The organism is Winogradskyella sp. (assembly GCF_013042245.1).
Lineage (GTDB): Bacteria > Bacteroidota > Bacteroidia > Flavobacteriales > Flavobacteriaceae > Winogradskyella.
This window is the reverse complement of the sequence record NZ_JABDQL010000035.1, coordinates 1-13,819: the sequence shown is the minus strand read 5'-3', so window position 1 is coordinate 13,819 and position 13,819 is coordinate 1. Positions and strand designations below refer to the sequence as shown.

The following is a 13,819-nucleotide window of genomic DNA, read 5'->3' as shown; positions in this document are numbered from 1 at the left end:
CTGATGAATTCATTGTGCTAAGCTGTTGATTATCAGTATAATATACAAATAATTAATAACTTAAACAACTAAAAATCATGTAGATAGCTCACTATTTTTTTGTCTAAAAAAGTATGATTTTGCCCTGTGAGCTTCGGCATTAAATTGTATCAATAAAATTAGAATTATTAGTTTTTTGAGCATTTAGTTTTTTTCTTTTTTATCTGGTGCTACTTGAAATAGGATTGGTAAAGAATAAGGTACTACTACAGGTTTTCCTTTTTGTGTGCCTGGTATAAATTGTGGTAATAGTTTCATAACACGTTTTGCCTCTTCTTCTAAAGCCGGATGTGGTGCTCTTGCGCCAACAGAAATTACATTGCCTTTTTTATCTATTTTGAAAAAAACAGAGATACGTTGACGTCCTTCTAAACCTAATTGAGTTGCCAAATCTGTATTAAAGTTTTTGTTGACAAACATAGCTACCTTATTAGAGGTGCATTTTCTCTTTTCTTTAGAACTGACTAAATCTTTACATTCTGAAAATGTTGGTGGGTTTTCTATAACGGCGTATGGGACTTCGATAGACTTTTTTATGTTTTTAACTTGAACTTCTTCAACTTCAGTTACAGTTTTTGTATTCCCCGAAACATCATTCATTTCAATTCTTGAAGATTGATTACCATCAGAAATCAATATTGAATCCCAATAAGAATCGTTTAACATCAAATCTATTTTCTTCTTCAATCTTTCTTCTTCTGACTTTGTTTTATTCTTTAAATCTTTTACATATAGTTTTAATGTACTTCCTTCCGTTCTTGTTTCCCATTTACGTCCGTATTCCTCTGTTTTAGTTCTTTCGATATACTCTAGATAATTTTCATTATTAGAAGTAAACTTTTTGTAAATCTCTTTTTCGTTATCAGTGGCTTTTCCATTTTCTAATTTAGGCTCTATTCTATCTATAAAAGTAATTTTTGTGAAAGCTTTTAATCTAGCAAATTCGTCTAAAGACATTCTAAATTTTAAAATATTAAAATCCGTCATCTCCATTATCTTAGAAAACTCATCTGCTTTTTGATAAACTTTCATTTGCTTGTAATACTTTTCTATCAATACTTTTTCATCAATTTCCTGTATTTCAATGACTTCAGTAATTTCTTCAACTTCTGGTTCTTGGGCTTTTACCTCAGCAGAAGTATAGATTAGCATTGCGAATACTAGTGGAATTAATAAAGCATATTTAATTAATGCTACTTTTTTTGATTTCGATTTTTGTAACATGGCTATTCGTTTTTTGATTAATGATTTTTTGAAAAATGTGTTGGTAAATGAAAAATTATTGGTTTCAAATACTTGATTGAGTAATTGATTATAATAAGATATTTTTCCATTTTGTTTTACTGCAGTTTCATCGGCAATGAACTCGTGTAGTGTTTTGATACGGCTTTGATACATATAAACTAAAGGATTGAACCAGAGTAAAATTCGCATGACTTCAAATACCAATAAATCCAGACTGTGCCACTGTTTTACATGCACCAACTCGTGCTTAAGTATTGTTGGTTGCTCTGACTTTGATATTTTTTCACCTAAAAATACCGTATTAAAAAATGAAAATGCAGCACTACTTTTTAGCAGCTTAACGATTAGAATATTGCCGTCCCATCGTTTAGGATTATTGGATTTCAACCAATATAGTTTTAGCAGTTTAAAAAGAAAAAATAAGGATGCTAAAACCATACCTGTCCAAAAAATAATTTGCCAAATAGGCACACTAGGTTCGTCCAATACAATTCCTGCTTCAAGAGCAACTTGTTTATCTAAATCTGTTACTGTAGTAATAGGATTTCCTATGATAACTTCCGGTAAAACAATTACAAAATCTTTTGGAGCTACTGCTTTTATGGTGTCTAGTTTTATAAATGGAATAACAAAGGACAAGATTGCAGTAACTATTAGGTAAATTCTGTTGTAATTAAAAAACGTTTCTCTTTTTAAAAACACATCATAAACCAATAGAAAAACAACCTGAAATACAATAATTTGTAAAATATAATACAACATACTATTCCGTTTTATTTATTTCTTTTAGTAATGCTTCAATATCATGTACATTAACATCATTCTTTTTTACAAAAAACGATACCATACTTTTAAAAGAACCTTGGAAATAATTATCAACTAGTTTGTTTAAGGATTGATTACTGTACAACTCTTTATCTACGATAGGGAAGTATACATGACCTTTTCCTTGCTTTTCGTAATCTACAAAACCTTTTGATTCTAATATCCTAACAATTGTAGATACGGTATTGTATGCTGGTTTTGGATTAGGTAAAACATCTATTATTGCCTTGACATTTGCCTTTTTCAACTGCCATAATGTTTGCATTATTTCTTCTTCTGCCTTTGTGAGTTGTTTCATGTGTTTCTATTTATTTTTTTAAAAAGGTCACATGGAATAACCATATTATAGTTTTACTAATGATTGAAAAACTAATCTCGGTTATTTCATTTTAATTATTCAGTTGAATAATAATGCTAATATAACTAATTTTTTAGTTATAACTAATTTATTAGTTATAATATTGTAACTTTTATAGTTGCGTTTCTGATATTTATACTCGACTACATAATACCCGCTTTTGGTACCAAACGTTTTGGTGGTAGTAAGTCTAGAATGATTGGTACATCAATAGGCTTAGTCGTTGGTCTTTTGTCTCCTATCCCTTTCGGAATTATTATCGGAGCTTTTCTTGGAGCACTTATCGGTGAGCTTATGCATAAAAATGATGTAAACAGAGCTACAAAAGCTGCATTTGGTTCATTTATAGGTTTTGTAACTTCAACGTTTTTAAAATTTATTGTTGCAGTGGTATATCTAGGACTATTTATATCTAAAATTGCAGGACATTCTGGAAGCTGGATATAAATAATAAAAAAACCTGATAGAGTAATCATCGGTCGATTTTCTATCAGGTTTTAAAGCTATTAATTCAACAATTGCTTAAATGAGGGATTAATTAATTTTTGTTGACTTATACAAATCTAAGTAAGCTTAACGACTTATTGTTACGGAAAAACCGTAGACTTGATGCGGAAAAACCGTAGTTTCTATGATTGATAGTGGTTTTGAATGGTTTTTGATTATTAAAAATGTAGCTTTTTTTTAAAGAAAGCCTTTTTCTTTAGCCATTTCTAGTAAACTTTCGTCTTTTCCGTCTTCGACAGAGAATAACATTTTTAGTTGTTTTTTACGTTTTTCAATGGCGCTCATAGATAAAGAAATATGATCGAGAAGACTTTTTGTTTTTATACCTTGAGATAAAAGATACAGAATTTTTCTATTAATGTCATCAACATATATTTCGCTTGTTAAGGTTTGTTTTACAAAATTATGTACAGTAGTACTATAATATGGAGGTGATTTTATGATATGCTGAAAAGCATCTGCTAATTCCATAGATGTTAAATCGCTTTTTATTAAAAAACCATCTGGATTAATCTCACGGATTATATTATGTATTCTGAAAGACTCATTAAACATGGTCAAAATAATGATTTTGGTCCTAGGCATCATTTTCTTTGCTAGTTTAGCCAAGTCCTCTCCTGAGGTATACCTACCATCCTGAGAAGGCGGCAAACTAATATCAAAAAAGCAGATGTCATAATGCACATCCTTAGCAGCTCTATTAATCATAATTTCTGCCATATCACAATTATTAGCCGTATCTATCTCAAGTTTTTGATTTTCAGCTTTTGTTGCCATCAAGACGTTCATGTAGCCTTCAATAATAATAGGATGATCGTCTACCATTAAGATTTTGAGTTCTTGCATTTGTTAGTTGGTAAGTTAATTAAGTTATATAAGGAATTTTTACTTGTACTTTAGTACCTTTTTCTGGTTCGGAGAAAAATAGTATTTCGCCTTTGACATCTTTAACTCGAGAGTTCATATTTTTAAGACCAATACCCTTCTTTGATTTTGTGGTATCAAAACCTTTTCCGTCATCTACAATGTAAATAATTATCTCATCTTTTTCTCTTAAAATATCAATTTTAACATGCTTAGCTCCGGCATGTTTATAGATGTTTTGCATAGATTCTTGTAATATTCTATACATATTGATTTTTGTTTTATTCAGAACAAATTCCCAACTAAAATCATCTGTATAATTAAAATCATACGTAAATCCATAAGCTTTAGTTTGGTTCTCTACAAGTTCTGCAACTATATCCATAAATCCTGAACCTGAAACAAAATCTGTATTCATTTCGTGAGATATCTTTCTTATATCATCTTCGATGGTTTTAAGCTGACCAATATAGTTAGAGCGGTTCTTCATCGCTTCTTTTCCATCTAAGAAGTTTAGACTATCTAGACTAAGTCTTACTCCAAAAAGACGCCCCAAAACACCATCATGCAAATCTTTTGATACTCTAATTTTTTCTTGTGCTCTTGCCTCTTCAACTTTATCTTGTTGACCCAGCATTAGGTTATAAATTTCTTCGTTAACTTTTTGTTGTTCCTGAACAAGCTTCAATTCTTTGTTTTTTGCACGTTGTAGTAATATTACATATATTAAAACACCTGTTATAAAAAGACCTATAAGTGTTTCTATTAGGATAATATTATTACGAGATATCTCTTTATTTTTAGCTTCTATTTGATCAGTATCAAATTTTACTCTAGCAAATTTATTATTTACAAGACGTGCTTCCCTTTGAAGACTATCTGATAAACCTATATGTTCTCTTAATAAGTCTTTTCCTTTATCACCATCATATAAATAAGAAAGCGTTAATAAGGCTTCCATTTTGTATTCGTTATTTGATACTTCATTAGAAATGTTAAGCGCTTCATTACCATAATTTCTGGCTAAATCTGTTTTATTATGCTTAAGATATAATCTTGAAAGCTCTAAACAAGCTGCCATTACACCATTCTGATAATCTAATCCAGAACACAAATTGTATGCTTTTTCCAAGTTACTCTTAATATCTTTAAATTCGTAATTACCAGACTCAAACTTAGTCTTACTAATATTTATAAGCAGTGTAGGATAAAAATCTGGTTCATCGTTTTCGTATTTACTATACGAGTTTAAAAGATTATAATATAATTCTAAGGCCTTATCATGTTCACCAAATTTCCTAAAAGCATTTGCCTTGTTATTTATTGAAGATATTTCGTATAAGAAACCATCTTTCATTTGTTTGGAATACCAAATAGACTTATCATGATATTCTAGTGTCTTATCTTTATTAAGTGTACTCTCTGAGATAAAACCTAAGATATTATACAAACTCCAATACGTCTGTAAGATCTCCTCATTTTTAGGTAATTGATTTAAAATTTTAATTGCTGAAATAGCATCTTCCTCGGCACCAGTATATGCCTTTTCTTCTTGTTGAATATCAGCAAGAGCTAATAATGATTCTGCCTTTTCTAAATTTACTTCATTAATTTTAAAATAGTCGAGTGCTTTTGAATAATAATAATAAGAACTATCATTTTGTTCTTTGTAAAGGTAATATGAACCCAAATTTCTGCTCGCAACCTTAATAGCAACAGTATCTCTTAGACTTTCAGATAATCTTAAGTTTTCTTTATTAAAATAAATGTATGGCTCATATTTTTCATTTGAGAAATACATAAATGCTAGTTGCCTTTGAACTCGTAATTTTATTGAGTCTATATTTAATCTATCTGAATATTCTTTAGACTTTAACGCATAATTTAATCGCAACTTTTTGTCAATGCTCTCATCTAGAGTCTGTAAATAATATTTATTAATTGAATCTAGGAGTGTTTTATCTTGACTATTAACCTCATTGTAAAAAAGAAGAAGCGAAAAAAAACAAATAAACAACGGGCTTTTCAAATCATTACGTATTTATCCAAAAATATACAAAAAGGACATAATATACATATATAAACAGGAAAAGTCCTGAACCAAAAAGTTAGGACTATCTACTTTAAGAAGTAATTGATTTAAGCCTGAGAAGTTAGCTTTCTCTTTTTCTTACCTAAAACTAATTTATTAGAGTTATACTCTTTGTAAGTATTAGTCTCATCTTGTACAACATTGTCTTTTGAAACAACAGATACAGTCAGTACAACAACAACTACTAATAGGGAAATTTTTAAAGCTTTCATAGGTATTCTTTTTAGTTTAATGTTTAATCGATTAAAAGTGTTTTAAAAGTAAAAAGGCATAACTAGATGTCTCAATTTTTAAAACAAGCGTACTAAAAAGAATTATACTAACAGAACTGTTAGATTTTCAATGGATTAAAAAAATTCTCGAGTAAGTGATTTTAAGGGCATACTCAAGAATTGGCAAATTAAACAAAACTAAATTACATAATAGCATATTGTCGATTAAATGATTATTTTAGGCGATTAAAAGCGTAAACAAATCGAGATTTACCAAATTTTTAATAATCTAGTCATACTATCAAAGTCTTATAAAACAAAAAAGCATCCCGATTTTCTGTATTAGAAAAAAGGAAAGCTTCTCATTGGTAATATCCTAATATATTTAGGAATCTTACAACTACTCTAGGATTGCTCCTAGAACAACACAACATTTTTAAGTTGCTTAAAAAAAGCCTCAATTTCTTGAAGCCTATTTATGCAATTTTGCGGTCTGGACGGGACTCGAACCCGCGACCCCCTGCGTGACAGGCAGATATTCTAACCAGCTGAACTACCAGACCGTTGCTTAATTGCGTGGGCAAATATACACTGCATTTTTAATTCCGCAAACAAAAAAGAAAAAAATATCACTTAAGTTATATAAATTTTTGCCGTTCTATCATATAGGTCGTCAGTATCTGATTAAATCCCGCATTAATGTCTGCTTCAACATACTTAATTCTATATTGACCACACCGTAATCTTAAATCTTCAAAATACTCTGAAACTGCCTTTTTATAATTATCTTTTATTGTATCAGGATATAAATCTATTGTCTCTCCCGTTTCAACATCAACAAAACGTTTTGGTCTATTGTCAAAATCAAGAGCTAATTCTTTTACTTTATCAAACACATGAAAAACAACAACTTCATGCTTATTATGCTTCAAATGTCTTAAAGCCTCAAATATTTTTTCATCATCTTCTGTTGTTTGAAACATATCCGTAAATAGAAAAATTAAAGAACGTCTATGTATTTTTTCTGCAATTTGATGTAGATATTTAAATGTCTCAGTCGAATTTGAAGTTGATTTTTGAACGACAGCAGCACTTAACTTTGCCAAAAGCATCTGATGATGACGCTCACTTCCCTTTTCTGGCGAATAAAAATCATACCTATCACTGTACATACTTAAGCCAACAGCATCACGCTGCTTCTTTAGTATATGCATTATAGCAGCAGATGCCAATGCTGAAAATCCTATTTTATTTAAATTATCAGTAAATATATCTTTCACATCAGGATAATGCATTGATGCACTATTATCAACTATAAGGTGACACCGTAAATTGGTTTCTTCGTCATAGCGCTTGGTGTATAATCTATCAGTTTTAGCAAATAACTTCCAATCTATATGCTTTGTACTTTCACCTTGATTATAAATTTTATGCTCAGCAAATTCTGCTGAAAATCCATGAAAGGGACTTTTATGCATTCCTGCAATAAAACCTTCAACTACTTGCTTTGCTAACAATTCAAGATTTTTAAAACCTCCCGTATTATTTAATTCTTTCCTTAAATCCATTGGTTATCGAAACTAAAAAAGGTTTGCCGTATAGACAAACCTTTTATCATTTCTTTTAGAGAAATGAGTTATAATAATGCATCTAGTGCCTCTGCATAAGCATTTTTTGGTGCCACACCAACTTGGCGACCAACTACTTCTCCATCTTTAAAAACTAAAACAGTTGGGATGTTACGTACGCCATATTTTGCAGCAAACTCTTGGTTAGCATCTACATCTACTTTACCAACAATGGCTTTTCCATGGTACTCTGTGCTAATCTCATCGATAATTGGTCCAACCATACGACATGGCCCACACCATGCAGCCCAAAAATCTACCATTACTGGCTTGTCGCTGTTTAATACTTGCTCTTCAAAAGTTGCATCTGTTATTTCTAATGCCATAATATTTATTTTTATTGTATTCTATTTTTATTAATATGCAATATTAGTCAAAAATTACGCCAAACCTTACAGAGGCGGTATTTGATTTGACTATAATCTCATTGTTTTGACTTATTGTTTATGGATACATGTGCAGACTCCGTCTATTGACAGAAAGTCTCCTTTATTTTAACACTTAATTCAACTTATACTTAATATCCCGTTCAGTTAAAGTGTTTAAAAGCTCTTGAGAAATTTTTACTTTTTGCTTCCGACTTGGCATAATCAATTTTAATTTTTCCTCATTATCATAGACTAAGAAGCTAAGTGAATTGTTACCATCGTGAGACCTAAACAAACTCTGTAAATCAGTAATCATCTGTTCTTTTAAATCTCTAATATTTAATTGAATGGATAACTTTTTAGCGTAAGCATCCATAACATCATGCAACAATTGAAAATTATTAAATTGAATACGTGGTTCGCCTTTTTTTCCTGTTTCTCTATTAACCCAACCTTCTTTTACAAAGGCTTGAACATGTAAAAAAGAATTTTGAACTAAGAAATGTCGGAACTTTAAATAATCTTCTCCAAAAATTCTAAAATCGAAACTATCTGTATAATCTTCGATGGTAAACATTGCCCATCCCTTGCCTTGCTTACTTATACGATGCTGAACTTCGGTGACGACGCCTCCAAATTTTATATTTTGATTAATCATTTTCTCCAAATCATTAAAATCTGCAATTACACCGTTACAAAAGGTTTTCATTTCTATTCTAAAATCATCTAACGGGTGGCCCGAAATATAAATTCCAACAACTTCTTTTTCTCGAGATAACTTTTCCATCGTACCCCAATCTTCACAAGGTGGCACTTGTGGTTCGGTAATTTCTACACCGCTTGCTTCTCCAAACAAACTAACTTGTGCAGAATTTTCGTTTTCTTGATGCTTTGCACCATATTTTACTGCCTTTTCTAAAAAGATAATTCCATCACCATCATGAGCAAAATACTGCGCACGATGGGTGTCTTCAAAACAATCGAAGCCTCCTGCATTTGCTAAACCTTCAAAAGCTTTTTTATTGGCTGCTCGTAAATCTATTCGTTTTGCTAAATCAAAAATAGATTTGTAATTACCCTCTTTTTTTCGGTTTTCAACTATTGTTTTAACCGCACCATGACCTACACCTTTGATGGCTCCCATTCCAAATCGCACAGCATTATCTTTATTTACAGAGAACTTATAGAAACTCTCATTAACACTTGGCCCTAGCACCGGTAAACGCATGCGTTTACATTCTTCCATGAAAAAAGTCACAGACTTAATATCATTCATATTATTAGACAAAACCGCAGCCATATATTCCGCTGGATAATGTGCTTTTAAATAGGCGGTCTGATAAGCTATCCAAGCATAACATGTAGAATGCGACTTGTTGAAAGCATAACTCGCAAAAGCTTCCCAATCTTTCCAGATTTTTTCAAGTTTTTTCTCATCCATACCTTTGGCAGCTGCTTGAGAAATGAATTTTGGTTTCATTTTATCCAAAACCGCTTTTTGCTTTTTACCCATTGCTTTACGCAAAACATCAGCTTCACCTTTTGTAAAATCAGCTAGTTTTTGAGACAGTAGCATCACTTGCTCTTGGTAAACTGTAATTCCGTAAGTTTCGTTTAGGTATTCTTCGGTTTCTGGTAAATCGTAAACGATTTCTTCTTGACCATGTTTACGCCGTATAAAACTAGGAATATATTCCATCGGACCTGGGCGATAAAGTGCATTCATAGCAATTAAATCATCAAAAACTGTCGGTTTCAAATGCTTCATATGCTTTTGCATTCCAGGCGATTCATATTGGAAAATCCCAACCGTTTCACCTCGTTGGAATAGCGCATAGGTTTCTTCATCATCTAATGGAAAATTCTCTGGGTCTAGTGTAATACCATGTTTTGCCTTGACGATTTTAACCGTATCTTTAATGAGTGTCAAGGTTTTTAATCCTAAGAAGTCCATCTTCAGTAGACCTGCACTTTCTACAACTGAGTTATCGAATTGCGTGACATACAAATCTGAATCTTTTGCCAACGATACCGGTACATAATTAGTTATATCACTAGGTGTTATGATAACACCACAGGCGTGAATACCCGTATTTCTAACTGAACCTTCTAAAATACGTGCCTGATTTACGGTTTCAGCTTGTAAATCGTTACCCTCAGAAATATTAAGAAGTTCATTTATTTTTTCTAAATCCTCGGCTCTAAATTTTGCAGCTAATTCTTTTTCGGAAAGTCCAAAAATCTTTGCAAGTTTGGACATTAACGGAATCAACTTTGCAATGTGGTCTGCTTCATTTAATGGTAAATCCAAAACTCGAGCAGTATCTCTAATCGAAGATTTTGCGGCCATTGTACCGTATGTAATAATTTGCGCTACCTGATTTGAACCATATTTATCAATGACATAATCCATGACACGCCCTCGACCTTCATCATCAAAATCGATATCGATATCCGGCATACTCACACGGTCAGGATTTAAGAAACGCTCAAAAAGCAAGTCGTACTTAATGGGGTCAATATTCGTAATCCACAAACAGTAGGCAACGACAGATCCTGCTGCTGAACCACGACCTGGACCAACTGAAACGTCCATATTTCGAGCCTCACGGATAAAATCTTCAACAATGAGAAAATATCCAGGATAACCTGTATTCTCAATTACCGATAACTCAAAATCGAGACGTTCTTTTATCTCATCCGTAATTTTGCCATAACGTTTTTTAGCGCCTTCGTAGGTAAGGTGCTTTAAATAAGCGTTTTCTCCTCTTTTTCCTCCGTCGGCTTTATCTTCTTCAAATTTAAATTCGTCTGGAATATCGAAAGCAGGCAATAATACATCTCTTGCGAGTTCATAAGCTTCGACTTTTTCAATGACTTCTTCAATATTTACAATAGCTTCAGGAATATCTCGGAACAACGCCTTCATCTCTTCAGAAGACTTAAAGTAATATTCTTGGTTTGGTAAACCGTAGCGATAACCGCGACCACGACCAATTGGTGTGGCTTGTTTTTCGCCATCTTTTACACATAGTAAAATATCGTGAGCATTTGCATTTTCTTGGTCAACATAATAGGTGTTGTTTGACGCTAAAAGCTTCACATTGTGCTTTTTAGAAAACTGAATTAAAACAGGATTAACACGATTCTCGTCTTCTTGATTATGACGCATTAGCTCGATATACAAATCGTCTTGAAAGGTATCTTTCCACCAAAGTAAAGCTTCTTCAGCTTGATTTTCTCCAACATTTAACACTTTACTTGGCACTTCACCGTAAAGGTTTCCTGTTAAACAAATGAGGTTCTCTTTATATTGCTCGATGAGTTTTTTATCAATACGCGGTACATAATAAAAACCATTAGTAAATGCCGCTGAAGATAACTTTGCCAGATTATGATAGCCCTTTTTATTTTTAGCTAAAAGTACAATCTGGTAACCATTATCTTTTCGAGTTTTGTCTTCATGATTTTCACAAACAAAAAACTCACAACCGATGATTGGCTTAATGATGTTTCCTTTTTTGGCTTTGTCATTTTCTTCAGCTTCGGCATGCTGTTCTTTTATTTTTTTATTATGGTTAGAAACAGCACTCACAAAATGAAACGCACCCATCATATTCCCGTGGTCCGTCAATGCGACGGCAGGCATATTCTGTTTTGCGGCTGCCGCGACCAAATCTTTTACACTTATGGTTGATTGTAAAATGGAGTATTGCGAATGGTTATGTAAATGTGCAAACGTAGCGTCGGCTAATTTTGAAGAGGTTTCTCTATTGTTATGTGTTGGAACAGCTTCTGTTTGCTCTCTTTGAAGCCGTACGTTAATTTTAGTACTTTCACGCTTTAGATTGACGTGTTTTATTTTAATACCTTCTATTTTAGTAGTATTTGCTCCTTCAAATTCTTCAAAATAATCAGGTTGAACACCGAGTTGTTTTACAGTATATTGTCTCCGTCTTAAAAGTTCTAAAAAACAACGTGTTGTTGCTTCAACATCGGCTGTGGCATTATGTGCTTCAGCAAATGGTTGATTAAATAAAAACTCGTGTAATTCTGTCAATGTTGGTAGTTTAAACTTACCATAGCGTCCACCAGGAATTTGACATAAATTTGCCGTATGCTCTGTACAGGTATCTAAAACTGGTAGTTTTTGCAATGGATTCGCAAGGTTTTCGCGAACAAATTCGGCACCAGTGACATTTAAATCGAACTTTACGTTCTGTCCAACAATAAACTTTGTTTTGGACATAGCAACGTTGAATTTCTCCAACATTTCTGGAAGTGCGATACCTTGTTCTTGAGCAAGCTCAGTAGAAATACCATGAATTTTTTCGGCATCATATGGAATATTAAATCCATCAGGCTTAATTAAATAGTCTTGATGCTCGATACAATTACCCATAGCATCATGCAATTGCCATGCAATTTGTATGACTCTTGGCCAATTATCTGTGTCTGTAATTGGTGCATCCCAACGTTTTGGAAGTCCTGTGGTTTCAGTATCAAAAATTAAATACATTGAGTCTTATTTATCTCAGAGTTAAAGCTTCTGTTATTCGAAAAAGTAGCTTATAAAAATACTCAGAATTAACTGTTTTTATTTTGAAAGTTATAAACAGTTGTAAACAAAAAAACATGCTCTCGCATAGTTTTATATTATATGAATTACTGACTATTATTCCAATACTTCTTGATATACTTTGACCGAATTAATGGCTCCTTCAATTGCATTTCTCTGTTCTCTCAACAACTCTATCAATCTTGTTGGAAAATTATTATGGGATAATAACTCATTGTATTCATTCAAACTCGCTTTTTCTCCTCTAATCGCTTCTTCTAAGATTACTTCTTCGCTATTTGAAGAAAATGTTGCTTTCAAGGTCATCCAATTTCTATGCATTATTCCTTTAAAACTTGCTGAGTCTTCTGGGATTTTGCCATAAGTTAATATTATCGGTGCGTAATAGTCTTGCAAATCTACTTCTCTCTTCTGCACGGTTACTAAAAACTCTTACCTTGGTATTATCTGCCTCTTTCATGGCTTTAATATATCCACTTTCGGCATCGAATTTTTTATTAATAATTCGTTTAATTTGTAAGAAATAATTTTCTCGTACTTCATTTTATCTTTTATCATTTTTAATATGTCAATAAATTATTTAAAGATGGGTATCGTTTTACATCTGCATTCTTAATATAACAGAAATCAAAAGCTAAACCTGGTATTTTAACATTTTTTGTAAGTTTTTTCTTTCTTTTGACGTCATTAAACAAAAAACCACGCTAGTGCATGGTTTTATTACTATAATCTACAAATTATTTGAATGTCCGTAATGAGTAATAATTAAAATTTCAAACTCATTCTGTCACATTGAGTACTTCGACTGTGCTCAGCATAAACTAAAGTCGAAATACCTTGTAAAACAATACTTTAGATTTAGCTACGCTGAACCTTACGGTTTCTCGACTACGCTCGAAATGACAGAGTAATCATTATATTTTTCAATTTATGATTAAAAAAGGATAATCAATATAAATTATTTGAGTTACACGTTTAGTTTCTGTTTTAATTGATTTTGATATATTGGTTTACTTTCTACCATTCTTGTAATTGTTTTATGAAAGATACTCGTCTTAAATTGAGAACGATTAATTCTAAAACAAAACTCATCAAAATAAGC

Annotated in this window: 10 protein-coding genes, 1 tRNA gene and 1 pseudogene; 1 reads left to right on the top strand and 11 read right to left on the bottom strand. The window is 32.0% G+C overall.

Annotated elements, in window-relative coordinates:
- Window positions 1-183: 183 nt before the first annotated feature.
- Both HKP48_RS03400 and HKP48_RS03395 read right to left on the bottom strand, forming a co-directional pair.
- Entirely contained in the window at window positions 184-2,046 is a 1,863-nt protein-coding gene (locus tag HKP48_RS03400) for a M56 family metallopeptidase (protein WP_296342833.1), read from the bottom strand.
- Window position 2,047: 1 nt separating this feature from the next.
- Window positions 2,048-2,407, bottom strand: coding sequence for a BlaI/MecI/CopY family transcriptional regulator (locus tag HKP48_RS03395; RefSeq protein ID WP_296342830.1), 360 nt, complete (start codon window positions 2,405-2,407; stop codon window positions 2,048-2,050).
- Between the two features lie 150 nt (window positions 2,408-2,557).
- Between HKP48_RS03395 and HKP48_RS03390 the strand changes: the two genes are divergently transcribed.
- Window positions 2,558-2,914: a DUF456 domain-containing protein gene (locus HKP48_RS03390; RefSeq protein ID WP_363928586.1), complete on the top strand. Its 357-nt coding sequence runs from the start codon at window positions 2,558-2,560 to the stop codon at window positions 2,912-2,914.
- Between the two features lie 237 nt (window positions 2,915-3,151).
- Here HKP48_RS03390 and HKP48_RS03385 read toward each other — a convergent pair whose 3' ends face one another.
- The 9 genes and pseudogenes from HKP48_RS03385 to HKP48_RS03345 form a co-directional block, all read right to left on the bottom strand.
- Window positions 3,152-3,820, bottom strand: a complete 669-nt coding sequence (locus HKP48_RS03385) for a response regulator (RefSeq protein ID WP_296342828.1) — start codon at window positions 3,818-3,820, stop codon at window positions 3,152-3,154.
- Between the two features lie 19 nt (window positions 3,821-3,839).
- Window positions 3,840-5,639, bottom strand: a complete 1,800-nt coding sequence (locus HKP48_RS03380; RefSeq protein ID WP_296342826.1) for an ATP-binding protein — start codon at window positions 5,637-5,639, stop codon at window positions 3,840-3,842.
- A gap of 338 nt (window positions 5,640-5,977) precedes the next feature.
- Entirely contained in the window at window positions 5,978-6,142 is a 165-nt protein-coding gene (locus HKP48_RS03375; RefSeq protein WP_296342824.1) for a hypothetical protein, read from the bottom strand.
- A gap of 489 nt (window positions 6,143-6,631) precedes the next feature.
- A tRNA-Asp gene (locus HKP48_RS03370) sits at window positions 6,632-6,705 on the bottom strand.
- A 75-nt stretch (window positions 6,706-6,780) separates the two neighbouring features.
- Window positions 6,781-7,710, bottom strand: coding sequence for a DUF58 domain-containing protein (locus tag HKP48_RS03365; protein WP_296342822.1), 930 nt, complete (start codon window positions 7,708-7,710; stop codon window positions 6,781-6,783).
- 68 nt (window positions 7,711-7,778) lie between these two features.
- Window positions 7,779-8,096 (bottom strand): thioredoxin, encoded by a 318-nt coding sequence (trxA, locus tag HKP48_RS03360; RefSeq protein WP_296342820.1) that lies wholly within the window; start codon window positions 8,094-8,096, stop codon window positions 7,779-7,781.
- A gap of 175 nt (window positions 8,097-8,271) precedes the next feature.
- Window positions 8,272-12,657: a DNA polymerase III subunit alpha gene (gene dnaE, locus HKP48_RS03355; protein ID WP_296342818.1), complete on the bottom strand. Its 4,386-nt coding sequence runs from the start codon at window positions 12,655-12,657 to the stop codon at window positions 8,272-8,274.
- Window positions 12,658-12,813: 156 nt separating this feature from the next.
- Window positions 12,814-13,134 (bottom strand): PA2169 family four-helix-bundle protein, encoded by a 321-nt coding sequence (locus HKP48_RS03350; RefSeq protein WP_296342816.1) that lies wholly within the window; start codon window positions 13,132-13,134, stop codon window positions 12,814-12,816.
- Window positions 13,135-13,684: 550 nt separating this feature from the next.
- Window positions 13,685-13,819, bottom strand: a pseudogene (locus HKP48_RS03345) (IS1595 family transposase); the annotation flags it as partial.